The following is a 25,283-nucleotide window of genomic DNA, read 5'->3' on the forward strand; positions in this document are numbered from 1 at the left end:
GAACCGACGGTGCCGCAAGCCATTTCACGGGCACGTCGACGGCTGCGCCGGGGCGGAAAGCTCGTGGTCGCCAGCTACCTGCTGGCGCCGGGCCTGTTCCACTCCCGCCTTTTCTCGATGGACGTCGGCGCCGTCGCCGAACCCCTCGGTGCCGACCCCCGCATCTGCGACCTCATCGTCACCCGCATGCGCGCCGCCGTCAGCCCCTACCGCCGCCCCGCCGCCGTCACCTGGCGCTGAAGCTGATACTCCGCGTTTTGTCGCGCTGAGCGACACAAATTGCGGAGTTTCGGGTCGTTCACGTCGCCTCCTCCGATCCGAAGAATCCTTTGACGTCGGTCACGGACCGCGGTGCGTCGATTGCCGGCAGCCAGCGGCAGTCGCTCATGTGGATGCGGCCGTCGGTGATGGGGACGCCCTCCTCACGGAGGCGATCGAGTTGACGGGTCTCCAGGTGGGCGGCGGGGCGGCCATTTGCGGGGACCACCCGGTGCCAGGGGAGGTCGGCGGAGTCGGTGCGCATGATCCAGCCGACGATCCGCGGGGACGACAGGCCGACGGCGGTGGCGAGGTCACCGTACGTGGTGACCTGGCCCTCGGGGATCGCGGCGACCAGCGCCCGGACCGCTTCGATCTCGTCGTCGGAAACCGTCGCCATCGCCCTATCCGATCGCCTTGCGGATCAGGCCGGCCACCAGCTCCGGTTCCAGGAACGGCACCATGTGTTCGCAATCGGCGTGCAGCACAGTCACATCCGGGCCGCAGTCGGCGATGAATTGCTCGCTGATGAACGGAGGATCGACGCGGTCGGCGACGACGATCGTCGTCGGGATTCCCGCAGGCGGGGTGACGGCGGGGCGGGCCATCTCGCTCCATGCCGTCGCCGCGGCGGGCGCGCTGACCCGCCACTGCACCCGCCCGGCGGCATTCGGCACCAGATGGGTCGCGATCTCGTAATCGAGGATGTGGTCGGGTACCAGCGCCCAGCCCTCCGCACGCTTGGCCGACCGTGCGGCATCGGCATCGGCGTAATCCCAATGTTCCAGACCCAGCGTGGCCACCTCCAGCGCCCGTTGCGGGTCGAGTCCCTGGGCCGGGTCGAGCGCGATGACCGCGCGCACCCGCACCGCCGACGATGCGAGCCGGTGCGCCAGACGCATCGCCAGCGCGCCGCCGAACGAATGCCCCACAATGACAAGTTCGGACGGATTCTCAGTTGCCACAACATCTTCGAGTCCGTCGAGGTTGGTGTCGAACGACCACGGTGGCGTCCACGGCGACTGTCCGTGCCCGCGCAGATCCGGCGCGAGGAAGCGGACCTCCGGCAGGTCGGCAGCCAGGAACCGCCAGCGGTTACCGTGCCCGGTCAGCCCGTGAATCGCCAGAACCGTGGGAGTGCCGGCGGGCAAGTCGTTGCGGGCCGGGCCGAAAGTGTGGGTGAACAACGTCATGCGCGCCATTATCGTCGGGAACCGGGCGCGATGCGGTGTCGGTACCTCGTGATTGCATAGGGATCATGTCCCGACGGCCAGAACCACGCAATCAGCCTGTGCGGGGTACGGCTCTGCGCGCCCGGCTGGTTGCCGCGCACGGTGCGGCGGGCATTGAGCGGGAGTGGCCGTCGCAGGTGCGCAAGGTCATCGACGACGTGCAGCGATCGCCCGACGCGCGGGCGTGGCGGCCGTATCGGGTGCATGGCGGACCCGGGACCGGGAAGACGGCGCTGGTTGTCGACGCCGCCGTCGCCCGGCTGTCCACAGCGGGTGTCGATCCGGAGTCGGTGCTGGTGATCGCGCCCAGTCGGCGGGCGTCGATCGCGTTGCGGGAGGAGATCACGCGGAGGGTGCTTGCCCGTATCGACGGGTTCGGGGGTGCGTTGCGGGAACCGCTGGTGCGGACGGTGCACTCGTATGCGTTCGCGATCCTGCGCCTTCAGGCCGCTGCGCACGGCAATCCGCCGCCCCGGCTCATCACCGGGTCCGAACAGGACGTCGTCCTGCGTGAGCTGCTTGCCGGCGATATCGAGGACGGCGCCGACTACTGGCCCAAGCATCTGCGGCCGGCGCTGGGGACCGACGGTTTTGCCCAGGCGTTGCGGGATCTGCTGATGCGGGCCGCAGAACGTGGGGCGGGCCCCGACGAGCTTATGGCGTTGGGGCGCAAGCACAAACGTCCCGAGTGGGTGGCCGCCGGACGGGCATACGAGCAGTACGAGCAGACGATGCTGTTGCGCGGGAGCGTCGGTCTGTCGACCCCGGGTGCGTCCGCGCCGGCCGTTGACGCCGCGGAACTCGTCGGGTCGGCGCTGTCGGCGTTCGCCACCGACCCGGACCTGCTCACCGCACAGCGGCGCCGCATCCGGCACCTCATCGTCGACGACGCCCAGCACCTCGACCCGCAGGCCGCGTACCTGCTCAAACTGGTCGGTACCGGCACCGCATCCACGATCATCACCGCCGACACCGATCAGTCGGTATTCGGATTCCGCGGCGCCAGTCCGGTTTTCGCCGACGGACTCGCCGAACCGGGCAGTGACCACGACGTCGTCCTCACCGACGACATGCGGTCGCGTCCCGAGGTCAACCACGTCGGCCGCCTCCTGGCCCGTCGTCTGCCCGGCGCCCGCCCCCACCCATACCCTGAACCGTTGGGAGCCGGGGCTCACCGGACCCTTCGAGACGCCTCCGCTAGCGCTCCGGCTCCTCAGGGATCAAGAGGTGTGGATGCCTCCGCTGGTGCTGTGGTTCGTCAGGGGTCGAGGGGTGTGGATGCCTCTGCTGGTGCTGTGGTTCGTCAGGGGTCGAGGGGTGTGGACGAGGGCGAAGTCACGGAAGCGCGACCAGACATCTTGATCCCTGAGGCCGAAGCGACGCAGGAGCGAGGGTCACGAAGGGTCCGGCGACTCGAGGCACCTGACGCAACCCCATCGAAGGCTTCGGCCTCGGTGCGGGTATTCAGTTCGGCGGCAAAGGAAGCCACCGCCGTCGCCGATCTGCTGCGCCGGGCGCATCTGTTCGAGGGGGTGCCGTGGTCTCAGATGGCGGTGATCGTGCGGTCGGTGTCGCTGTCGTTGCCGGCGTTGCGACGGGCATTCCGGTCCGCGGGGGTACCGCTGCTCACTCAGACCTCCGATCTTCCGCTCCACCGTCAGCGTGCGGTTCTCGGGCTGCTACTGGTACTGCGGGCCGTCGCCGCACGCGACGATCCGGGGGACCCTGAGTTGTTCGGGATCGACCACACCGTCGACCTGATCACCGGGGTGATCGGTGGTGCCGATCCGGGGGCGATGCGCAGGCTGCGGCGAGGAATCCGGCGTTACGACGAGGCACATCCGGCGGAGGTCGCGCCAGACGGGGACACGCCTGATTCCCTGGTGTCGTTGCGCGCGGCGATTCTCGACGACGCTGTCGCCGATCGCTATGCGAAAGCCTTGTCCGACACCGAACTCGCACCGCTGAACCGGGTCCGGAAGGTCGTCGGCGCGGGGTCGAAGGCACATGACGCGGGGCGGGATCTGGAACTCATACTGTGGGCGTCCTGGCAGGCAACCGGACACGACAGGCGCTGGGCGGCAACGGCATTACGTGGTGGTCCGATCGGCGAGCAGGCCGACCGCGATCTGGACGCCGTGATCGCGATGTTCGAGGCGGCCGGAACGTTCACCGACAATCTGCCCACCGCGGGCCCGGCCGCCTTCGTCCACTACCTGACGCAGCTGCAGATTCCCGGCGACAGCCGTACCCAGCGCGTCACCGCCGAGTCGGTGGCGGTGATCTCGGCGCATGCCGCGGTGGGCCGCGAATGGGAGGTCGTCGCTGTCGCCGGCGTCGCCGACGGGCTGTGGCCGTCGTTGCGCAGCCGGGGCAGCGTCCTGGCCACCGGGCCGCTCGTCGACCTGCTCGACGGCGTGCACCCCGACGCTGTCGACACCCTGGCCCGCGGGTCGGTGGCGCTGGCCGACGAACGCAGGCTGCTGCTGGTGGCATGTAGCCGGGCGCGGCGCACCCTGATGATCTCGGCCGTCGACGACGGCGACACGTCGACGCCGTCCCGGTTCCTGCTGGAGATCGCCGATTCACTCGGTCTCGGTGACGCGTCCGATCTTCCGGGTGATGAGATTCCGACAGCGGACATCCCTCTCGATCCGGGTGTCGAGCGGGTGCTTTCGCTGCCGTCGCTGGTGGCCACGCTGCGCAGCGCTATCGTCACGGAAACCGAAGGTGCCCAACTAGATACGGTACGGCGGGCCGATGCGGCGGCGGCATTGCTGGCCGAACTCGCCGACGCCGACGTCCCGGGGGCCCATCCGCGGGACTGGTACGGACTGGCCGGCCCGAGCACCGACGTCGCGCTATGGTCACCCGAGAACGGTCCGGTGGTGTTGTCGCCGTCGACGACCGAAACCCTGTCGCTGTGCTCACTGCGGTGGCTGCTCGAACGCCACGGCGGCCGGGACGGCGATCAGGCGCCCGCGGTCACCGGAACACTGGTGCACACGTTGGTGCAGGCCACCGCGGGAAAGATCGACCCGGCCGAGGTCACCGCCGCGCTGCGGGAGGTATGGGATCGGGTCGATACGGGCGCGGCGTGGTTCTCTCGGCGCGAACTCGAACGTGCCGAGGCTATGCTCGTCAATTTTCGTGAGTGGCTGCGGGTTTCACGAACCGATCTCACCGAGTTCGGGGTGGAGGCCGACATCGACGCCGTCCTGCCGCCGGAGAACAGTGACGGGGAGAGCGGCGCGGGGGAGAACGGCGATCGCGACGATCCCGCGGTGAAGCTCCGCGGCCGTATCGACAGACTCGAACTCGACCACAAGGACCGGCCGGTGGTGATCGACGTGAAGACCGGCAAGACCCCGATCTCCAAGGCCGACGCACAGGATCATGCTCAGCTCGCCACGTATCAGGTGGCACTCAAACTCGGCGGCATCCCCGGTGCCGGCGGTGACAACAGCGCAGGGGGTGAGACCGGTGGGGGACGGCTGGTGTACGTGTCCACCGAGAATCGCAGCACCGGTGCTGCCGAACGTGTCCAGGACCCACCCGATGCCGCGACGATGGGTGAATGGATCACGTTGATACGCAAGGCCGCCCGCGCGTCGATCGGCCCCGGGTACGCCGCCACCCCCAATCCGGGCTGCCCGCACTGCCCGGTTACCACCAGTTGTCCCGCCCATCTCCAGGGCAGGACGGTCCTGGATGATTAGCGCGAAGTCGCTGTCCGCGGCACTCGAAAACGGAGTGGGCCGATGATAAGCGCGAAGTCATTGGCCGCCGCTCTCGGCCTGCCGTCGCCGACGGACGAGCAGGTCGCCGTCATCGAGGCACCGATGGAACCGGTGCTGGTGGTGGCGGGAGCGGGTGCGGGCAAAACGGAGACGATGGCCTCGCGGGTGGTGTGGCTGGTGGCCAATCAGCTGGCCGGTCCGGAGGAGATTCTTGGTCTGACGTTCACCCGCAAGGCGGCCAGTGAGCTGGGGGCGCGGATCCGGCGCAGATTGTCGATGCTGGCCGGGTCGCCGGCGTTGCGCACCTGGGATCCCGGTGGCACGCTGGCGGCCCGGTTGCGCAGCTCCGACCCCGAGGTGAGCACCTATCACGCGTATGCGGGCAGGCTGATCGCCGACTACGGACTGTTGTTGCCGGTGGAACCGTCCTCGACGCTGTTGTCGGAGACCGAACTGTGGCAGTTGGCGTTCTCGGTGGTGTCGAACTGGACGGGTGAGCTCGTCACCGACAAGACCCCGGCGTCGGTGACCGAGGCGGTGCTGTCGCTGTATTCGGAACTGGCCGAACACCTGGTGGACGTGTCGGCGCTGGAGACCGCCGGCGACACCCTGTACGGGCTGATCGACACCCTCCCGAAGGGGCCGCGTCAGCGCGCCGAGCCGAGTCAGGCGCTGCGCAAGATCCAGACGGTGATCGACGAGCGCCGGCAACTGGTGCCGCTGGTAGTGGCGCTGGGCGACGAGATGCGCAGGCAGTCGGCACTGGATTTCGGGTCGCAGATGTCGATGGCGGCGCGGCTGGTGTCCGGACATCCGGAGGTCGCCGACTCCGAACGGGCGTCGGTGCGGGCGGTGCTGCTCGATGAGTACCAAGACACCGGACATTCGCAGCGAATCCTGTTGTCCTCGTTGTTCGGCCGTCGCACAGAACGTGCGGCGGCGTCGGTCGCGGTCACCGCGGTGGGTGATCCGATCCAGTCGATCTACGGTTGGCGCGGCGCATCGGCCGCCAATCTGCCCCGGTTCACCAGGGACTTCCGATGGTCGGACGGCTCGGAGGCGCGGCGGCTGGAATTGCTGACGAGCTGGCGTAACAGCCGGACCGCCCTGAAGCTGGCCAACGAGACGTCGGAGGAGTTGCGCCGCAGAGGTATTCCGGTGAGCGTGCTGCGCCCCCGGGACGGCGCGCCCGCCGGGGTCGCGCGACTGGCTTTGTGCGACAACGTCGTCGACGAACGCGAGTGGGTGGCCGACCGCATCGAGGACCGGTACCGGGCGGCGGAACAGGCCGGGCAGGCACCGCCGACGGCCGCGATTCTGGTGCGCCGCAACGAGGATTCGGCGCCGCTGGCCGCCGCGCTCGCCGCCCGCGGTATCCCCGCGGAAGTGGTGGGTATCGGTGGGCTGCTGCATGTTCCGGAGGTCGCCGACATCGTCGCGATGCTGCGGCTGGTGGCCGATCCGCTTGCCGGGTCGGCGGCGATGCGGCTGTTGACCGGTCCGCGTTGGCAGTTGGGCGCCAAGGACATCGACGCGCTGTGGCGCCGTGCCCGGGAACTCGCGGTGGCCGCCGGCTACGGGTCGTCGGGTGCGGTGGACAGTCGCGAGGAACTCGACAAAGCGCTGGATGCGGTGCTGCCCACCGACATGATCGATCAGGCCGGGATCGGTGACGCGCTGGTGGACCCGGGTGCCCCGGAGCGCTACAGCCCGGACGGCTTCGCCCGGATCCGGGCGTTCGGTGGGCAATTGGAGTCGTTGCGCCGCAGGATCGGTCAGCCGCTGACGGAACTGGTGGCCGACGTCGAGATCGCGACCGGGGTATCGGTGGAGGCGCAGATCCAGGCCCGGCGGATGCGCGGAATCGTCACCGGCCGTGAGCAACTCGACGCATTCGCCGAATACGTCTCGCGGTTCGCCGACCGTCCCGGCGCCAACCTTCCCGGTCTGCTGTCGTTTCTGGAAGCGGCCCAATCCATCGAAAAGGGTTTGGAGCCAGGGCATGTGGAGGTTGCCGAGCATCGGGTACAGATCCTGACCGTGCACGCCGCCAAAGGGCTCGAATGGGATGTGGTGGCGGTGGTACACCTGTGCGAGCGGATCTTCCCGGGTGGTAAGGCCGATTCGACGTGGCTGGGCAGCGCGCGGGAACTGCCGGCGGAGCTGCGCGGCGACCTGGCCGATGCGCACCCGAAAGATTCTGCATCAGAAGGGTTTCCACGGTGCGATGTGTCGGGCGCGGGTGACCGGAAAGAACTGGAGAGCATCCTCACCGAACACAAGGACGCGATCAAGGAGCGTCGCCTGGAGGAGGACCGCAGGCTGCTGTACGTGGCGCTGACTCGGGCCAAGGACGAGCTGCTGGTGTCCGCGCACCACTGGTCCGAGGGTGATGAGAAGCCGCGCGGGCCGTCGGTGTTCTTCGACGAGCTCCTCGAGATCACCCGCTCGGCGCTGACCGATCCTTCGGCTGATTCCGAAGGGCTGCATGCGGATCCGATCGCAGACGCGCCCGACGACGGTGCAACCAACCCGCTGGCCGAACTGGACACCTCCCGACCGTGGCCGCACGATCCGCTCGACGGACGACGAGATGTGATGCGGGCCGCCGCCGACAAGGTACTCGTCGCGCTTGATCACCGGGAGGCATCCGGCCTGTTCGACTCGCCCCCCAGCCTTCCGCGAACAGCCAAGCGTGGCAACAGAAAACGGAAACCGGCCGAACCCATCCAGGTCGTTCCTGACCTGGATGACCCGGAGATCGCGGCCTGGCGCGCCGAAGCGGATGCGTTGCTCGCCGAACTGCGCGGCGCCAACCAGGCACTCATCGAGGTCGAACTGCCGGCACATCTGTCGGTGAGTCAGCTCGTCGAGCTTGACACCGACGAGCAGACCTTCGCCCAGCGACTGCGCCGGCCGACCCCGTTCCCGCCGAATCCGACCGCCCGGCGCGGTACCGCCTTCCACGCCTGGGTGGAACGCTGGTTCGGTGCCACCAGGCTGCTGGACATCGATGAGTTGCCCGGCGCCGCCGACGCCACCGCGAGCCCGGACGCCGACCTCGACGCGCTGCGTGATCGGTTCCTGTCGTCGCGGTGGGCCCAGCGCACACCGAGCGAGGTGGAGGTGCCGTTCGAGACCGTCATCGGCGCGACGGTGATCCGCGGCCGCATCGACGCGGTGTTCGCCGAATCCGAGGGGCGCTGGCTGGTGGTGGACTGGAAGACCGGGGCGGTGCCGGAACCAGCGAAACGGACATCGCTGATCGTGCAGCTCGCGGCCTACCGCATCGCGTGGGCGCAGCTGGCCGGGGTGCCGGTCGAGAAGGTGCGGGCCGCGTTCCACTACGTGCGGTCGGGTGAAACGCTCGAACCCGACGATCTGCCGGACCGGGATGCGCTGGCCGCGCTGCTGGCCAAGTAGCCAGGGCAGCCAGTCGCGCCCGGCCTGCTTGCGAAACCGCCGGAGGGTACTAGATTCAAGGTCTTGTGAGGCATAGACCGCGGGCGACGCACGACCGGGGGCCGTTCGCGCCCCGGGAGGACTCGCTCCTGACCGTCGGGCGCCGTTGTGGCCGTCCGTAGCCGAATCCGGAACCGGCTGCGTTCGGACCAGCTGTCGGAGGGCCCCGACTACGCGCTCGTCGGTGTCATCAGCATTCCCGAGCTGCAGGCCAGCCCGTGGCGGGCCATCGGCAAGCGCGTGGTGTTCGCGGTCGTCGCGTTGTTCTTCACAGCCGTAATCGTGTACATCGACCGTGAAGGCTATCGCGACGCGCAGGGCAACCCACTGTCGTTTCTCGATTCGCTCTACTACTCGGCGGTCACCCTGTCGACCACCGGATACGGTGATATCACGCCGCTCTCACCGCAGGCGCGGCTGGTGAACATCCTGATCATCACGCCGATGCGGGTGCTGTTCCTGATCGTGCTGATCGGAACGACACTCGAGGTGCTCACCGAACGGTCGCGACAGGCCCTGAAGATTCAGCGATGGAGGAACAGCGTGCGCAACCACACGGTGGTGATCGGTTACGGCACCAAGGGCCGCACGGCCGTCGAGGCGATGATCGGCGACGGCATAAAGCCGTCGGAGATCGTGGTCGTCGACGGCGACGCAGCCGCACTGGAGGCAGCCGCGCAGGACGGTCTGGTGACGGTGCGCGGCGACGCCACCAAGTCCGATGTGCTGCGGCTGGCGGGGGTCGCGCACGCCGCCGCGATCGTCGTGGCCACCAACCGCGACGACACGGCCGTGCTGGCGACGCTGACCGCCCGCGAGATCAACCCGCGCGCCAAGATCGTCGCCTCTATCCGCGAGGCCGAGAACCAGCATCTGATGCGGCAGTCGGGGGCCAATTCCGTTGTCGTGTCGTCGGAGACGGCGGGCCGGCTGCTGGGCATCGCCACCAAGACGCCGACGGTCGTGGAGGTGATCGAGGACCTGCTGACCCCGGACGAGGGATATTCGATCGCCGAACGTGAGGTGGATCCGACCGAGACGGGCGGCTCGCCCAAGCACACCAAGGACATCGTGCTCGGCGTCGTCCGCGAAGGTGTGCTCTACCGCGTCGACAACAGCAAGGTGGAACAGATCGAGGTGGGCGATCGCCTGCTGTACGTGCGGCAGGGAGGCCCATCCGATGACTGAGTCCGCAGCCAGGCGCTTCACATTGCCGCAGCCGCCGCTGCTGTCACGGGCGACCTTCGACCGGGCCGACGAGATCCGCGACGATTCCGCCGCGTTGCTGGCGGGCTGGCCGTCGGCGCGGGTGCTGCTGGTCGACTCCACCGGACGCTATCCGGTCGCCGACGACGGTACGCTGCACTGGGTCGACGCGCAGACGCTCGGCGCCGAACCCGGTCCCGACGCGGTCTTTCTCGGCGATTCGGGCGGGCACGTGTGGGCGCGCAGGGTCGACCATATCGACGGGCCGACCGCCGATCCACGGCGCGGTGCCGAACTGCTCGGTGCCGACGAGGCCGGTCTGTTGGCGACCGCGCTGGGAATCCTCAATTGGCATGCCACCGCACGATTCTCGCCCGCCGACGGGGTGCCGATCGCGTCCGCGCGCGGCGGCTGGGTGCGCCGGCCCGCGGGAGGCGGGCAGGTCAAGGCGACGGCGGCCGACGAGTTTCCGCGCACCGATCCGGCGATCATCACAGTCGTCCACGACGGCGCCGACCGGGTGCTGCTCGGCAGGCAGGCGGTATGGCCGGACGGCTGGTATTCGACGCTCGCCGGCTTCGTCGAACCGGGGGAGTCGCTGGAGCAGTGCGTGATCCGGGAGGTGCATGAGGAGGTCGGCATCACCGTGCGCGACCCGCGCTATCTGGGCAGTCAGCCGTGGCCGTTCCCGCGATCGCTGATGCTCGGATTCGAGGCGCTCGGCGACCCGGGGGAGCCGCTGAATTTTCTCGACGGCGAGATCGGCGACGCCATCTGGTTCCACCGTGACGAGGTGCGCGAGGCGCTGGCCGCGGGTGGCGGCTGGTCGCGGGCCGACGGTGCGATACCCGCCGGTGCTGATGCGCCCAGGCTGCGGCTGCCCGGCTCGATCTCCATCGCCCGTGCCATGATCGAGGCCTGGGCGCTTTGAAGCACTGATCGGACGCTCCGTCCGGAACACCGCTATGGCCGGAACACCGGACCGACCTGTGGTGTTATGGGCTTCATGAGCAATGTGATCGACGACGACACGCGTACCTCCGACGACGGCGAACTGACGATGTACACCACCTCGTGGTGCGGGTACTGCCGTCGGCTCAAGACCGCGCTCAAGGCCAGCGGTATCAAGTGGCAGGAAATCGACATCGAGGTCAATCCGGATGCGGCCGAGTTCGTCGGCAGCGTGAACGGCGGCAATCATGTGGTGCCCACCGTCCGCTACGCCGACGGCAGCACCGCGACCAATCCGTCGATTGCCGACGTCAAGGCCAAACTCGGCGTCTGACCCTCGTCCGGCGAACGGGTGTGCGAAGTGCCTGTCGTACGTCCCTGAGATAGTGGGGGACGTGCCCGACATCCTCGATGGTCTCGATCCCGAGCAGCGTGCCGCCGTCCGCGCTCCGCGCGGGCCGATGTGCGTGCTGGCGGGTGCGGGGACCGGAAAAACCCGGACCATCACCCGGCGTATCGCACATCTCACCGCCTCCGGGCAGGTCAACCCCGGGCAGGTCCTCGCGGTCACCTTCACAGCCCGCGCGGCCGGGGAGATGCGCGGGCGGTTGCGGACGCTGGGTGTGGGTTCGGTGCAGGCGCAGACCTTTCACGCGGCCGCGCTGCGTCAGCTGCGGTACTTCTGGCCGCAGGTGTTCGGCGAACTGCGGTGGGAGTTGCTCGACAACAAGTTTCAGGCGGTCTCGCGCGCTGCCAACCGCGTGGGACTGCCGACGTCGAAGGAGTCGGTCCGTGACCTGGCCGCGGAGATCGAATGGGCCAAGGCGTCGTTGATCGGTCCGGCGGCCTACGCCGAACATGTCGCCGAGATCGGCCGCGAGACACCGCAACCCGCTGACAAGGTGGCGCAGGTGTTCGCCGGTTACGAACGCCTGAAGGTGAACGAGGACGGTGACCGGCTGCTCGACTTCGATGATCTGCTGATCTACACCACCGAGATCCTGCGCTCGGAACGGGCGGTGGCCGAGGAGTTCCGCGAACGCTACCGGTGTTTCGTCGTCGACGAGTATCAGGACGTCACCCCGGTGCAGCAGGGACTGCTCGACGAATGGCTCGGCGCCCGTGACGATCTGACGGTGGTGGGCGATGCCAACCAGACCATCTATTCGTTCACCGGCGCCACTCCGTCGTACCTACTCGACTTCACGCGGCGATTCGGTGACGCCACCCTGGTCCGCCTCGAACGTGACTATCGTTCGACGCCGCAGGTCGTCGAGCTGGCCAACCGGGTGATCGGGCAGGCGCGCGGCCGGATCGCCGGTACCCGGCTGCGGCTGCTCGGGCAGCGTCCGGCCGGTCCCGCACCCGTGTTCGCCGAATACCCGGACGAGCCGTCCGAGGCTGTGGCGATCGCCACGAAGGTGGCCGCGCTCATCGAGCAGGGGGTGCCGGCGTCGGAGATCGCGATCCTGTACCGGATCAACGCACAGTCGGAGAGTCACGAGCAGGCGCTGACCGCGGCCGGAATCCCGTACCAGGTACGGGGTGGTGAGTCGTTCTTCACCCGCACCGAGGTCCGGCAGGCGATGCGTGGACTCACCGAGGCGGCCCGTCGCGACGACCTGCCGCCCGATGCCGACGTGCCCACGCTGACCCGTGCCGTGCTCGCACCGCTGGGCCTGGAGCCGGAGGAACCGTCGGGCGCGCAGGCGCGGGGCCGCTGGGAGTCGCTGCGCGCGATGGCCGCGCTGGTCGACGACCTGGCCGCCGCGCAGCCGGACCTGACGCTGCGCGATGTAGTCACCGAACTGTCCGCACGGGCGCAGGCCCGGCACCCACCCACGGTGCAGGGCGTCACCTTGTCGTCGCTGCACGCGGCGAAGGGCCTGGAATGGGACGCGGTGTTCCTCGTCGGCCTCACCGATGGTTCGTTGCCCATCTCACAGGCCGTCAACGCCGGTTTCGACGCGATCGAGGAGGAACGCCGCCTGTTCTACGTCGGCGTCACCCGTGCCCGCGAACATCTGCAGGTGTCGTGGGCGCTGGCCCGCAACGAGGGCGGGCGAGCGCGCCGCCGCTCTCGCTTCGTCACCGACGACATCGTTCCCGACACCTCGCCGGCCTCCCGGATCGCCGCCCCCGCCCCGGTGCGCCGCGGCCCGTCGTGCCGGATCTGCGGCTCCCGCCTGGTCGGCTCGGCGGCGGCCCTGCTCGGCCGCTGCGAACGTTGCCCGGCCGACCTCGACGAGGAACTGTTCGCCGCGCTCAAGCAGTGGCGCACCGAAGTCGCCGAGGCCAGGGATGTGCCGGGCTTCACGGTCCTGAGCGACAAGACGCTCACCGCGATCGCCGAACAGGCCCCGGCCACCCCCCGGGAGTTGCTCAAGATCCACGGCATCGGCCAGAAGAAGCTCGCCGACTACGGCGACGATATCGTCGGGATCGTCGTGAAAACCGCAGGTCAAAAATAGGTTGTGCGGTTTTCGATCGCCCTTTACTCTGGTCAGCACGACACGGGGAGAGTGTCTTGCGTTCCACATCGGGTGGGCTCGCACAAGAGATCAGCAGTCTCCCGATCTAGCACGGAAAGGAGTGTCGGACCAATGAACGGTCAACTGAGCGATCAGTTCGTTGCCATCGCTGGCGCTGCACCGTGCGCGACGGATGCTCATTCGGCGGTCTTGTCACCGTCGTTCGTGCATCGGATCGTCGCCGATCGGGCGTCGAGTCCCGGGTATCGGGCCCCGGCGGCAAGCGCTGAACAAGCGCCGGCAACCGGCACCGTAGCAATCACAGACCACACCCAACACGCATATGGACAACAGCATCGTTCGTGGCGTGCGTGTGATCTGTCCGGCAAGGCGAAGACCGCACCCGCGGCGATCGCACCTGTCGGCGCACTGCGCATTGCAAAAACCGGCATCGACGCAATGGTGCGAGCCAGGCAACGATTCCCCGTGTTCTGCCGAACTCCCTGACGTAGGGAGATCGGGCACACAGGCCACGGGCGGATCGCGAAGACGAACCCCGTGGCCTTTTTGATTGGAGCCTCAGAACGTTTCCCTCCTCGGAGGACCGGACGCTCGGAGACCACATCTGCGGCAGCGGGTCAGTCACCACAAGACCGACAGCTATAGACCCAGATGTGGAGAAGATCATGACCATTGAGTACGTACTCGAGTCGTGTACCGGGGCGGACCGCAAGCCCGCGCTCGACCTGCCGTGCCAGGTGACCGCCGCCGACCTGTGGTTCGCCGAGGACCCCCGTGATCTGGAGCAGGCAAAGGCGCTGTGCGCGCAGTGCCCGCTCCAGGCCGAGTGCCTGCGCGCGGCGCTCGACCGCGCTGAGCCCTGGGGTGTGTGGGGCGGTGAGATCTTTGAGCGGGGCACCGTCGTGGCGCGCAAGCGTCCGCGCGGCCGGCCGCGCAAGAACGCCGTCGCCTGATGCCGGGCCGTCAGGCAGCCCGGCCCGGTGGGCCGCTCTCTTTGCGAGGGCGGCCTGCCTGTCGTTGTGGACCGCATGTGGTCACTCCGGAGCATTGGGACAGGTCGGCGGAGTGCCGAGGCTATGACCGACGCGAAGCGGAGCTCAGGGTAACCGAAACTACCGTTCGGCCTACACACCCAAGCGTCGTGACCCGGTGGAGGCTCATAGCGAGTTCATAGGGTAGGTTTACCTACCTAAGCAAAAGGCCTCTACCACACGACGAGTGCGGCGGCGGCGGGTTCGATCAGATCGGGGCGTGACGACAATGACGGCAGAGTCGGAGACACAGGTGCAGACGCAGTCGACGAGAACTGCTTTCGCGCGGTCGGTGCTCGGTGAGCGCAACTACGAACGCGCCCTCAACACTTGGATCCGGCTCAAGCAGCGCCCGCGCGTGGGCGGGGTGAACTTCGGTGACCTGCGGCGGCTCGAACCGATCTGCCGGGCTTACGGCTACGATCGGGGTCGACCCATCGACCGCTACTACATCGAGAACTTCCTCGAACGGCAGTCCGCGCTCATCACCGGCCGGGTGTTGGAGATCGGTGAGCGGATCTACACCGAGGCATTCGGTCACGACGTGACCCGGTCGGATATGCTGCACGTCCACGATGTGGAGGGCGCCACCTACGTCGCCGACCTTTCCGATGCACCCGATGTCCCCAGCGACACCTTCGACTGCGTGATCATCACCCAGACCCTGCATGTCATCTACGACATGAAGGCTGTCGTGGACACTCTGCATCGCATTCTCAAGCCGGGCGGGGTGGTGCTGTGTACGGTTCCCGGCATCACACAGATCGCCGACCCCACCTGGCGGGACACCTGGTACTGGTCACTGAGCGAGGCATCGGCCAAGCGTCTGTTCGAGGAGACCTTCGAGTACCCGAACGCGGTCGACGTGCGGGTGTTCGGCAACGTTCTGTCGGCGACCGCATTTCTGCACGGTTTGGCGGACAAGGATCTCAAAACCGGTGAGCTCGATGTGTATGACCCCGAGTATCCGGTGACCATCACCGTGGCCGCACGCAAGCTCGTCGTGCGTGCGGACGACAAAGACCTCTAGGACACCTGAATGCCGCGCCTCGACGCAGGTCTGGTCCGTTCGGCGGTCCGCAGGCGTATGCGCCGACACCGTCGCCGCGGCGGGATCTTGATGTACCACCGCGTCGTCGATGCCGACTTCGACCCGTGGGGGATCTGCGTGTCGCCCAAGATGTTCGACGAGCAGATGCAGGTGCTGGCGCAATGCCGCGGCACCGTCGACGCGGTGAGCTTCTCCGGCGGCGACGTCTTCGGCCGGTCCGATGCCCGGGTCGCAGTCACCTTCGACGACGGCTACCTCGACAATGTGGTTGCGGCACTACCGATTCTGGAACGCCACGAGATACCGGCGACGATCTTCGTGATCGGCAATGCCGTGGGCCGGACACGTGAGTTCTGGTGGGATGCGCTCGAACGCGCAATCCTCGCCCCCGCGGTATTGCCCGGTGAACTCGAGATCGTTCTCGGTGCCGATCGTCACCGGTTCACCATCGGCGACAGCTCGGCCCGCGAGGCTGCGGACGGACGCTGGCGAGCCGATGCCGACGCGGTCACCACCGATCGGCAGCGCCTGTTCGTCGCGCTCTGGAACGCGATCGTCGTACTCGATCCGGACCAGCAGGATCAGGCGGTCGACGAATTGCGCACCTGGTCTGGCCAACCGGGATCAGTGCAACGAATCATGGTGGACGACAAGGAGTTCGACGCCCTGGTTCAGCATCCGCTGATCACCGTCGGCAGTCACACCCTCGACCATCTGTCACTGACGGACCTGTCGCCGCGTCGTCAGCGTGAGCAGATCCACGGCGGGCACCGACGCATTGAGGAACTCGCCGGCCGACCGGTCACCTGCTTCTCGTTCCCGTTCGGCCGGTTCGACGATTCGGCTGTCGCCGCCGCGCGCGAACTCGGCGTCGACATCGCCTGCACGAGCGTGCCCGAGGCGGCGACGGTCACCGACGACCGGCACACGCTGCCCCGTCTGCAGGCACTCGACATCGACGGCGACGCCTTCGCCCGCTGGCTGCGCGACGATCACCGACTGCTGCGGGCCTGACCTGGCCGGACGGAATCAGTCGGCGACCCCGGGCACCCACTTCTCCATGATCGCCCGGTAGGGAGCCTCGGCATCCATCTGCGCGGCGATGCCCACGCAGCCGGCAAGTACCCGGAACACCATCACGTACTGCTTGGGCACGTTCAGGTGCCGGGACGTCTTGTACACATCGCCGCGGACGTCGGTGGCCTTACCGGCCGCACGCTGCAACCACTTGCGGGTGAAATGGAACGACTCGGTATACAGCGGGTCGACATAAGGCTTGAGATAGGTCTCGATGTCGGCGGCACTTACCTTGTTGACATGGCTGGCCCGGATGAAATCGGCCTGGACCATCAACTCCTTGAGCTCGTCGTACTTCTTGTCGCGGGCCAGCCGCAGAATCGGGCCGACTACGGGCGGCAGGCCGTCCGGATAGTGGCCCACCGCACCGAAGTCGAGGACCCCGAACCGGCCGTCGTCGGTGAGGAAGAAGTTGCCGGGATGCGGGTCTCCGTGCAGCAACCCCACCCGCACCGGCGACGAGAATTCGAAGGTGGCGAGTTTGGCCGCCGCATCGTTGCGGGTGGCCTGATCGCCGGCGGCGACGATGCGCGAAAGCGGTACACCGTCGATCCATTCGGACACGATCACCTTCGGTGCGCTGGCCACCACCTTGGGAATCACGAAATCGGGGTCGCCGGCGTACGCCTTGGCGAACGCGCGCTGATTGTCGGCCTCGCCGAGATAGTCGAGTTCGGCCTCGGTGCGGTCGATGAGCTCATCCATCATCGCCTTGACATCGGTGCCCGGCGACATCCGCTGCATCAGGCCCGTCATCCGGGACAAGGTTTTCAGGTCGGCCTTCAGAGCATGGTCGGCGCCCGGGTACTGGATCTTGACCGCCACCTCGCGGCCGTCGGACCAGATCGCCTTGTGGACCTGACCGATGCTGGCCGCTGCGGCCGGGGTGTCGGAGAACTCCCGGAACCTCCCACGCCACTTGGTGCCGAGCTGTTGGTCGAGGACCCGGTGCACCTTTGCCGCCGGCAGCGGTGGCGCCTCGGCCTGCAACTTGGTCAGCGCCTCGCGGAACGGTTCGCCGAACTCCTCGGGGATGGCGGCCTCCATGATGGACAGCGCCTGCCCGACTTTCATGGCGCCACCCTTGAGCTCGCCGAGAACGGCGAAAAGCTGCTCGGCGGCCTTCTCCATCAACTCCTGGTTGACGGCGTCCTTGTCCTTACCCGCGATGCGCTTGCCCAGGCCCGCCGCAGCCCGTCCGGCCATACCGATGGGCAGGGCCGCCAGTTTGGCGTTCCGGCGGCCGGACCCTCGGGTGATCTCACTCATGCACTTCCTCTCCCCACGGGACCTGTGCCAGAGTAGTCGACCGCGATGGCTCCCGGTCCTGGTAATCGGGGCAATCTGGAGGTGTTGTGCGGCAGCCGCACAGCGGGTGCGACGGCCAACGCCGCCGCTCGATCCGGGTCGGTCGCGGATGCAACTCGAGGACGTGATCAACGAGCTGCGGGTGCGTGGGTGATTCGCCACGGTCGATGGCCGCCAGTGCGCCGGCCAGTTCCTCGACCTGCCATTGGGTCAGGGCCGCAGTGGCCCGGATCTGGGCGAGCGCCGCGCCGGAAGTGCGGCCGACCAGCGCCGTCGAGATCTGCGGCCAGTGCGGTTCGATAGTCGTGCGGTGGTGGTCGGCGCAACGCAGGCAACTGGTCCGGCCGGGCAGCACGAGCGGGCCGATCAGGCCGACGCCCTCGCGCATCCGCACCTGCAGGTGTGCCCGGCCCCGGCGCATCAGGGCGTCCACGACATGTGGGTCGGGGACCAGGTGATCGGCGAGAATCGTCAGGTTCGCGTCGTCGAGTGCGGTCACCGCGATCCCCACCCGCGGCAGGTGCGTCCGCAACTGCGTCGTCAGAGCGCCGCGGCCCTCGATGCTCACCCGTATCGTTCGCGGACCGGACCCCTCGGCGTCCGTCGTCGGGGCGGCTGGGATCTCCGGGGACTCTGCGAGTCCGGATGTGATGAGCGCACGACCGATGAGGACGATGTCGCGGCGGGCCAGCCCGGCTCTCCGGGCCCGCCGGACGATATTGTCAGGCCGCCGCCGCACTCGCATCCAGCCGAGCAATGCGCACACCTTCTCGACGTCGACGCCGTCGCGCACGATCAGTTCCAGACTGCCGGTGGGTCCGGAACCGATACGGATCCTGTTGGGCGACAACGCGATGACATGAACGTGCGGTGCCAGTGCGGGAAACTGCCCGGGTTGTCCGGTCGGTGACGGTTCGGCGACTGCGGTGATCCCCCTGCTCATATGGCAAGTGTGCCAGCAGAATCCGCCGTCGCCGCGGGCGAATGTGCGCGCTGTGGATAACCCCGGCAGCGGATCAGGTGTCGTCCCTGCCGTCCTTGCCGCGCTCCTGCTGTTCGCGTTCCTGGGCCATGGTGCGTTCGAGTTCGGCGATCGGATCGTCGAAAGCGCTTGTGCCACCACCGATCACACGGTCGACGAAGGCCGCCGGATGGTCGAGGTCGGTGGAATCGGGAATCAGGTCGGGATGGGCCCACACGCCGTCGCGGACGGTGATGTCGGAGGCGTCCACCAGCTGCCGCCACAACGCGGAGGCCTCGCGCACCTTGCGGGGCCGCAGTTCGAGCCCGATCAGCGTCGCGAAGGTCTGCTCGGCCGGACCGCCCGAGGCGCGTCGCCGGCGCATCGTCTCGGTGAGCGCGCCGGTACCGGGGATACGGTCGCCGAGCGCACTGCTCACCACCTGCTCCACCCAGCCCTCGATCAGCGCCAGCAAGGTTTCCAGCCGGGTGAGCGCGGCCTGCTGCTCGGGTGTGGTCTTAGGCTCGAACGACGCCGACGAACTGATCAACTCCTCCAGTTTCGACGGGTTGGCTAACAACTCGGTGGGATCGAGATCGGTGGTGAGTTGTTCGATGCCGCTGAAGTCGATGCTGATGCCGCGGGCGTACTCCTCGACCGTCGACAGCAGGCGTTGCCGCAGCCACGGCACGTGGGCGAACAGCCGTACCGCCGCCGCCTCCCGGGCGGCCAGGAACACCATGACCTCCTGGGCGGGTTGTTCGAGGCCGCCGGTCAGCGTGGCGATGGCCTCGGGCAGCAGTACCGCCACCCCGTCGGGGGCCAGCGGCAGGCCGATGTCGGTGCCGCCGAGCACTTCCTTGGCCAGTTGCCCGAGCCCCTGTCCGAGCTGGGTGCCGAACGCCATACCGCTCATCTGGGTCAGCATTCCCATCATCGGACCGGCGAACTGCGCGGCCTCGGCGGGCAGATTGCCCTCCCACGTCTTGGACAGCGAGGTGGCCACCGGATCGCAGAGACGCTGCCACGTGGGCATCGTCTCCTCCAGCCATTGCACGGGTGTCCAGGCGACCGACTTGGTGATGCCGCTGGGGAAGACGGTCGCGTCGTCGAGCCACACCTCGGCCAGCCGGATCGCATCCTCGGTGGCCTTCGACTCGCCGGCGCTGACCGGGGTGAACTTACCGATCTGTTGCCGTGCCAGGTTGCTTGCCAGCTGATAGTTCACCGGCCCCGACGCCCCGCTTCCGGACAGACCCGAACCCATTCCGCTGAACAGGCTGCCGAGCTGCGAGAACATCTGGCCCAGCGCCGCGGGGTTGAATCCCGACGGGTCGAGCTTGGAGGGATCGAAACCAGTGGGATCGAACGCGGAGGGATCGAAACCCTGGGCACTGCCGAAACCGAAACCGAACGGATCCTGGCCGCCGGGACCGCTGCCGGAGCCGCCGTCCTTCCGCCCGTCCCCGCTTTTGTCGCCGGAGTCCCGGCGATCGTCGTCGTCACCGGGGGGAGAGAAACCGAAGGGCAGGTCAGTCATGTCTTCAACGGTACAGTTCGAGCACCCGGCATACCGGCCCGAGGCGTTCGCCGTGAGCGGATAGACTCACCGAAATGAGTCTGACGCCCGGCACCAGGCGCCTGGTCACCGTCGCGGTCACCGTGCTGACATTCGTCGCATTGCTGGTGATCGGTACGTCCGTCAACGTTCCGTACGTGGCGCTCGGCCCAGGGCCGACCATCAACACCCTCGGCATGAACGGGGACAAACCGGTCGTACAGATCCAGGGTGCCCAGGTCGACAAGACTTCCGGAAACCTGAACCTCACCACGGTTTCCGTCGTCGACGGTATGAGCCTGTTCGATTCGATCGGCAAATGGATCTCCGGCGACTACACGCTGTCGCCGCGGGACCGGGTGTTTCCGCCCGACCAGACTCCCGAACAGGTCCGCAAGGGCAATCAGCGGGACATGACCGACTCCGAGGACAACGCGACGCTCGCCGCGCTGCTGCATCTGAATCGGCCCACCGAACTGATCGTCGAGGACGTGGCCGGCGACGGGCCCGCCGCGGGAATCCTGCGCAAGAACGACGTGCTGCAGAGCGTCGGCGGTAAACCGGTCCGGACGACGACCCAGGTGCAGGAGGTCATCCGTGCGGCCGCACCCGGGACCACGCTGGCGATCGATGTACGCCGGGCGGCGGCCACCGAACACCTCGAGGTCACCCTCGGCAAACGCCCCGACAATCCGAAGCTCGGTTACCTCGGGGTCACCCCCGAACTGCGCAACGCCGACCCGAACCTGAAGATCACCTTCAACGTCGGCGACATCGGCGGACCGTCCGCCGGCCTGATGATGACGCTCGCGGTCATCGACAAACTCACCCCCGGACCGCTGAACAGCGGAAAGTTCGTCGCGGGCACCGGAACCATCGACCCCGACGGCAACGTCGGCGAGATCGGCGGTATCACCCACAAGACGCGCGCGGCCGCCGACAAGGGCGCCACCGTGTTCCTCGTCCCGGAGGGAAACTGCCGGGAGGCCAAGGGTGACAAGCCCGACGGCCTGGAACTGGTCAAGGTCAGCACCCTCGACGACGCCCTGGCCGCGCTGAAGAAACTAGGCGAGGGCGCCGAACTCCCGCAGTGCTGAACCGGGCCGGTCGCGAACTACAACGTTGAGGCCAGCGCTGCCACCAGGTTGGGTGCCAGGTCTGGGTGGGTGAGGAGCTCGGTCTCGTCGTCCTCCTCGGTTTCGGGTTTGAGTTGCATGAGGACCAGGTGAGATCCGCCGCGCAGCGCACCGACGATGAGCCGGGCGATGCGGCTGCCGGGGTGGGTTCTGGCGACCTCGCGGGCCGCGGCCTCGGCGGCGTCGGGGTCGCCGAGGAGCGGTTCGAAAGCCGAGTCCAGATCCGCTTCGGCCTCGGGCGGGACGACGACGACCTGTAGCACCAGAGCGCAGCCGGCGACGGCGTCGGGCCAGCTCGTGGTGCCCAGGATCTGTTCGAGTTCGGCGTAGTGGTCGGCGTGGTGGTTGTCCGGGCCGAGGGGGAGCGGGTCCTGTGCGACGGGACTGAGTTCGGACGGGTCGTCGTCGGCGATGAGCCCGGGATTGGCGGCGGCGAGCACGTGGGTGGGGACGAGCGCGAAGAGGGCGGGGGGCTGATTCCAGCCGTCGTCGCCTACGTAATCGGCGACGTCGCGCAGTGCGCTGCCCAGGGCGTCAGGGGTCAATGCGGTACTCACCCGTTCATCTTGCCCCGTGCGTCCGGGCCTGCGGTTCAGGCGGTCGGGTCATTCGGTGCGGATCGGTCAAGTCCGACCAGGTCGGCTGCCGTGGCGTGGGTCACCAGTACAGTGGGAGGCCATGTCCTCCCCTGGAGGCGGCGCGGGACGGGTAGCGGCTGGCCCGCGGTCTTCGCCGAGTGACTACAGTCGTGGTTGATGTCCGAATTGGGAACTTTGGAGAGTAGGTCAGGTGAGCGTTCGCGGCCCGGCGGCGGGATTGCCGACACTGTCAGGCAGAAGCAAGGTGGTGATCTGGATCGGTGTTGCCGTCCTGGTCCTGCTGCTGGTGGGCCCTCGGGCGGTCAGCCTGACCACCGATTGGTTGTGGTTCTCCGACATCGGATACACCAAGGTGTTCTCGACGATCATCTGGACGCGGATCGTCGTGTTCCTGGTGGCCGCGCTGATCACCGCGGCGATCGTGTTCGCGGCCGCCGCGGTGGCCTACCGGTCGCGGTCGGTGTTCGTACCCTCCGGGATAGGCCCGGACCCGCTGGCGCGGTACCGGACGACGGTGATGAGCCGCATCCGGTGGTTCGCGATCGCGCCGCCCGTGGCGATCGGTGTGCTCGCCGGCCTGGTGGCGCAGGGGTCGTGGTCGACGATCCAGGTGTTCCTCAAAGGTGAGTCGTTCGGTGTGAAGGATCCCCAGTTCGGTTTGGACGTGGGCTTTTACGCGTTCGACCTGCCGTTCTGGCGGTTTGTGCTCAATCTGCTGTTCGTCATCGTGGTGGTCGCGTTCGTGATCAATCTGCTGACGCACTACGTATTCGGGTCGATCCGGCTCGGCGGTGCCGGTGTGGCGCCGTCGATTTCGATGTCGGCGCGGGTGCAGTTGTCGGTGCTGGCCGGAATCTTCTTGCTGCTCAAGGCCGTCGCGTACTGGCTGGACCGATATTCACTGCTGTCGAGTGAACGCAAGCAGGAGACCTTCACCGGCATGAGTTACACGGACGCGAATGCGGTGCTCTCGTCCAAGCTGATCCTGATGGCGATCGCGATCATCTGTGCCATCGCGTTTTTCGCGGGCATCGTGTTGCGCGACCTGCGGGTTCCGGCGCTGGCGACGGTCCTGATGCTGGTGTCGGCGTTGCTGATCGGCGTGGGCTGGCCGCTGGCCGTCGAGCAGTTCTCGGTCAAGCCGAACGCCGCGCAGAAAGAAGCCAAATACATCGCGCGCAATATCGCCGCCACCGAACAGGCGTACGGCATAGGCGACAACAAGGTGACGGTCATGAACAACTGGGCGTCCGCCGATCCCACACCGGCCTCGGTCAACGGTGACAAGGCGACGCTGTCGAATATCCGCATCCTCGACCCCAACATCGTGTCGGGCACGTACACACAATTGCAGCAGCGGCAGAACTTCTACGGATTCCCCAGCCAGCTGGCGATCGACCGGTACAAGGTCGACGGCGAATTGCGCGATTACGTGGTGGCGGTCCGCGAGATCGATCCGGACCGGTTGGCCGGGGATCAGGCGAACTGGCTGAACAAGCACCTGACGTACACGCACGGCAATGGTTTCGTCGCGGCTCCGGCCAATACGGTCCGCAAGGCGGCAGCCGACGAGAACGACACGCAGGGGTCGGGCGAACCGGATTTCGTGGTCGGCGACCTCAGCAACTTCCAGACCGAGGAGTACAAGAAGAACTCGCCGATCAGGGTCACCGAGCCGCGCATCTACTTCGGTGAGCTGATCGCCAAGGGCACCCCGGACTACGCGATCGTCGGTTCCGACAATGCCCCGGCCCGCGAATACGACACCGAGAACACCAAGTACACCTACCAGGGCGATTCGGGCGTGTCCCTGGGTAACTGGTTCAACCGCTTCATGTATTCGGTGAAGTTCGGCGAGCGGAACTTCCTGCTGTCGAGCGAGATCAACAAGAATTCGAAGATCCTGTACAACCGTGATCCGCGGGACCGGGTCAAGAAGGCGGCCCCGTGGCTGACCGTCGATTCGAAGACGTATCCGGCGGTGATGTCCGATGGTTCGATCAAGTGGATCGTCGACGGTTACACCACTTTGGAGAGCTATCCGTACGCACAGAAGACGTCGCTGCAGGCGTTGACCTCGGATGCGCAGGAACTCAATCGTGGCCAGACCGGACGCACGCAGGTCAACCGTACGGTGTCCTATGTGCGCAATTCGGTGAAGGCAACCGTCGACGCGTACACCGGCGAGGTGAAGCTGTACCAGTTCGACGACACCGATCCGGTGCTCAAGACCTGGATGAAGGTGTTCCCCGGAACCGTCGAAACGCGTGCCGAATTCGACAAGCAGGGTGACCTGCGTGATCACGTGCGTTATCCGGAGGATCTGTTCAAGATCCAGCGCACGCTGCTGGCCAGGTATCACGTGAAGGATCCGCAGGCATTCTTCCAGGGCAGCCAGTTCTGGTCCGTTCCCGCGGACCCGACGAATGAGCAGGCCGACCGGCAGGGTCTGGATCAGCCGCCGTACTACTTCGTGGCGGCCGGACCGGACGACAAGCGGCCGTCGTTCCAGCTGACGTCGGTGATGACGCGGCTGAACCGGCCGATCCTCGGTGCCTACATGACGGCGTCGTCGGACCCGGAGGACTACGGCCGGATCACGCTGCGGACCCTGCCGCTGAGTTCGCAGCGGGTGGGCCCCAAGCAGGCGTTCAACCCGATGAAGGCCGACGCACGCGTCTCGGAGAACCTGAAGAACCTGGAGAACACCGCCACAACGCAGTTCGGCAACCTGCTGACTCTGCCGGTGGGCGACAACGGCGTCCTGTATGTGATGCCGCTGTACGTTCAGGCCAAGGGCGAGGGCTCGTATCCGCGCATGTTCCGCATCGTGACGCAGTATCAGGCCAAGCTCGGTGAGACCGCCAGGATCGGTTACGCGTCCACCACTGCGGGCGCGCTGGCGCAGGTGGGCATCGACCCCGAGTACGCGGTCACCGTTCCGGGGGAGACCACCACGCCCACGCCCACGCAGACGCAGCAGCAACAACAGCAGCAGCAGGGTACGACGTCCGGCGGTCAGTCGGGCACCCAGCGTGACACTGCCGTCAAGGCGATGGGTTCGGCGCTCGACGAGCTGAGGGCTGCGCAGCAGGCCGGTGACTTCAAGGCTTACGGCGATGCTCTCGCGAAGCTGCAGAAGGCCGTCGACGCCTACGAGAACGCGGGCGGCTGAATCCGGTGACACAGCGAGATGCCCCGGCCGGATTCGGTCGGGGCAT

17 protein-coding genes and 1 pseudogene are annotated in these 25,283 nt (G+C 67.4%); 12 read left to right on the forward strand and 6 right to left on the reverse strand.

Features of this window, described 5'->3' with window-relative positions:
• Positions 1–240: pseudogene (locus KDB67_RS04785) on the forward strand (sirohydrochlorin chelatase); the annotation flags it as partial.
• A gap of 58 nt (positions 241–298) precedes the next feature.
• Here KDB67_RS04785 and KDB67_RS04790 read toward each other — a convergent pair.
• Both KDB67_RS04790 and KDB67_RS04795 read right to left on the reverse strand, forming a co-directional pair.
• Entirely contained in the window at positions 299–658 is a 360-nt protein-coding gene (locus KDB67_RS04790) for an MGMT family protein (protein WP_291013040.1), read from the reverse strand.
• Between the two features lie 4 nt (positions 659–662).
• On the reverse strand, positions 663–1,451 hold the full coding sequence (locus tag KDB67_RS04795; protein ID WP_291013042.1) for an alpha/beta fold hydrolase: 789 nt from the start codon (positions 1,449–1,451) through the stop codon (positions 663–665).
• Positions 1,452–1,516: 65 nt separating this feature from the next.
• Here KDB67_RS04795 and KDB67_RS04800 point away from each other — a divergent pair, with 65 nt between their 5' ends.
• The 9 genes from KDB67_RS04800 (at position 1,517) to KDB67_RS04840 (ending at position 16,437) form a co-directional block, all read left to right on the forward strand.
• Positions 1,517–5,209: an ATP-dependent DNA helicase gene (locus KDB67_RS04800; RefSeq protein WP_291013045.1), complete on the forward strand. Its 3,693-nt coding sequence runs from the start codon at positions 1,517–1,519 to the stop codon at positions 5,207–5,209.
• A 42-nt stretch (positions 5,210–5,251) separates the two neighbouring features.
• Complete coding sequence (locus KDB67_RS04805) at positions 5,252–8,653, forward strand: ATP-dependent helicase (protein ID WP_291013047.1); 3,402 nt, start codon at positions 5,252–5,254, stop codon at positions 8,651–8,653.
• A gap of 147 nt (positions 8,654–8,800) precedes the next feature.
• Positions 8,801–9,880 (forward strand): potassium channel family protein, encoded by a 1,080-nt coding sequence (locus tag KDB67_RS04810; protein WP_291013049.1) that lies wholly within the window; start codon positions 8,801–8,803, stop codon positions 9,878–9,880.
• Positions 9,873–10,829, forward strand: coding sequence for an NAD(+) diphosphatase (gene nudC / locus KDB67_RS04815; RefSeq protein ID WP_291013052.1), 957 nt, complete (start codon positions 9,873–9,875; stop codon positions 10,827–10,829). Before KDB67_RS04810 ends, nudC begins: the two co-directional genes overlap by 8 nt.
• 75 nt (positions 10,830–10,904) lie before the next feature.
• The gene (locus KDB67_RS04820; RefSeq protein WP_291013054.1) at positions 10,905–11,183 is read left to right on the forward strand and encodes a mycoredoxin; all 279 of its coding nucleotides are present in this window, start codon (positions 10,905–10,907) and stop codon (positions 11,181–11,183) included.
• A gap of 61 nt (positions 11,184–11,244) precedes the next feature.
• The gene (locus tag KDB67_RS04825; protein ID WP_291013056.1) at positions 11,245–13,320 is read left to right on the forward strand and encodes an ATP-dependent DNA helicase UvrD2; all 2,076 of its coding nucleotides are present in this window, start codon (positions 11,245–11,247) and stop codon (positions 13,318–13,320) included.
• A gap of 686 nt (positions 13,321–14,006) precedes the next feature.
• A complete protein-coding gene (locus KDB67_RS04830) occupies positions 14,007–14,294 on the forward strand; it encodes a WhiB family transcriptional regulator (RefSeq protein ID WP_291013059.1) in 288 nt (95 codons plus the stop codon).
• A gap of 307 nt (positions 14,295–14,601) precedes the next feature.
• Entirely contained in the window at positions 14,602–15,402 is an 801-nt protein-coding gene (locus KDB67_RS04835) for a methyltransferase domain-containing protein (RefSeq protein WP_291013098.1), read from the forward strand.
• Between the two features lie 9 nt (positions 15,403–15,411).
• Positions 15,412–16,437, forward strand: a complete 1,026-nt coding sequence (locus KDB67_RS04840) for a polysaccharide deacetylase family protein (protein WP_291013061.1) — start codon at positions 15,412–15,414, stop codon at positions 16,435–16,437.
• A 15-nt stretch (positions 16,438–16,452) separates the two neighbouring features.
• Here the strand turns inward: KDB67_RS04840 and KDB67_RS04845 are convergent, their stop codons facing one another.
• The 3 genes from KDB67_RS04845 to KDB67_RS04855 all read right to left on the reverse strand — a co-directional run bounded on the left by KDB67_RS04845 (position 16,453) and on the right by KDB67_RS04855 (position 20,309).
• Positions 16,453–17,769 carry an AarF/UbiB family protein gene (locus KDB67_RS04845; RefSeq protein ID WP_291013064.1) on the reverse strand — a complete coding sequence of 439 codons (1,317 nt, stop codon included), beginning with the start codon at positions 17,767–17,769 and terminating at the stop codon, positions 16,453–16,455.
• The gene (locus KDB67_RS04850) at positions 17,762–18,751 is read right to left on the reverse strand and encodes a hypothetical protein (protein WP_291013067.1); all 990 of its coding nucleotides are present in this window, start codon (positions 18,749–18,751) and stop codon (positions 17,762–17,764) included. Before KDB67_RS04850 ends, KDB67_RS04845 begins: the two co-directional genes overlap by 8 nt.
• A 73-nt stretch (positions 18,752–18,824) precedes the next feature.
• Entirely contained in the window at positions 18,825–20,309 is a 1,485-nt protein-coding gene (locus KDB67_RS04855; protein ID WP_291013070.1) for a zinc-dependent metalloprotease, read from the reverse strand.
• Between the two features lie 74 nt (positions 20,310–20,383).
• On the opposite strand from KDB67_RS04855, the gene KDB67_RS04860 reads away from it, so the two are divergent.
• Positions 20,384–21,424 carry a PDZ domain-containing protein gene (locus KDB67_RS04860; RefSeq protein ID WP_291013072.1) on the forward strand — a complete coding sequence of 347 codons (1,041 nt, stop codon included), beginning with the start codon at positions 20,384–20,386 and terminating at the stop codon, positions 21,422–21,424.
• Positions 21,425–21,441: 17 nt separating this feature from the next.
• On the opposite strand, the gene KDB67_RS04865 is transcribed toward KDB67_RS04860, so the two are convergent.
• A complete protein-coding gene (locus KDB67_RS04865; RefSeq protein WP_291013075.1) occupies positions 21,442–22,020 on the reverse strand; it encodes a PPA1309 family protein in 579 nt (192 codons plus the stop codon).
• A 232-nt stretch (positions 22,021–22,252) separates the two neighbouring features.
• On the opposite strand from KDB67_RS04865, the gene KDB67_RS04870 reads away from it, so the two are divergent.
• A complete protein-coding gene (locus tag KDB67_RS04870) occupies positions 22,253–25,237 on the forward strand; it encodes a UPF0182 family protein (protein ID WP_291013078.1) in 2,985 nt (994 codons plus the stop codon).
• The last annotated feature ends 46 nt before the right edge of the window (positions 25,238–25,283 follow it).

The organism is Gordonia sp. (in: high G+C Gram-positive bacteria) (assembly GCF_020438995.1).
Taxonomy (GTDB): Bacteria; Actinomycetota; Actinomycetes; order Mycobacteriales; family Mycobacteriaceae; genus Gordonia.

Bases quoted from the DNA above. Each gene is read 5' to 3' on its own strand.
- KDB67_RS04840 (WP_291013061.1), top strand. From the start codon at position 15,412: ATGCCGCGCCTCGACGCAGGTCTGGTCCGTTCGGCGGTCCGCAGGCGT.
- KDB67_RS04850 (WP_291013067.1), bottom strand. From the start codon at position 18,751: ATGAGCAGGGGGATCACCGCAGTCGCCGAACCGTCACCGACCGGACAA.
- KDB67_RS04845 (WP_291013064.1), bottom strand. From the start codon at position 17,769: ATGAGTGAGATCACCCGAGGGTCCGGCCGCCGGAACGCCAAACTGGCG.
- KDB67_RS04820 (WP_291013054.1), top strand. From the start codon at position 10,905: ATGAGCAATGTGATCGACGACGACACGCGTACCTCCGACGACGGCGAA.
- nudC (WP_291013052.1), top strand. From the start codon at position 9,873: ATGACTGAGTCCGCAGCCAGGCGCTTCACATTGCCGCAGCCGCCGCTG.
- KDB67_RS04860 (WP_291013072.1), top strand. From the start codon at position 20,384: ATGAGTCTGACGCCCGGCACCAGGCGCCTGGTCACCGTCGCGGTCACC.
- KDB67_RS04830 (WP_291013059.1), top strand. From the start codon at position 14,007: ATGACCATTGAGTACGTACTCGAGTCGTGTACCGGGGCGGACCGCAAG.
- KDB67_RS04835 (WP_291013098.1), top strand. From the start codon at position 14,602: ATGACGGCAGAGTCGGAGACACAGGTGCAGACGCAGTCGACGAGAACT.
- KDB67_RS04805 (WP_291013047.1), top strand. From the start codon at position 5,252: ATGATAAGCGCGAAGTCATTGGCCGCCGCTCTCGGCCTGCCGTCGCCG.
- KDB67_RS04855 (WP_291013070.1), bottom strand. From the start codon at position 20,309: ATGACTGACCTGCCCTTCGGTTTCTCTCCCCCCGGTGACGACGACGAT.
- KDB67_RS04790 (WP_291013040.1), bottom strand. From the start codon at position 658: ATGGCGACGGTTTCCGACGACGAGATCGAAGCGGTCCGGGCGCTGGTC.
- KDB67_RS04795 (WP_291013042.1), bottom strand. From the start codon at position 1,451: ATGACGTTGTTCACCCACACTTTCGGCCCGGCCCGCAACGACTTGCCC.
- KDB67_RS04800 (WP_291013045.1), top strand. From the start codon at position 1,517: ATGTCCCGACGGCCAGAACCACGCAATCAGCCTGTGCGGGGTACGGCT.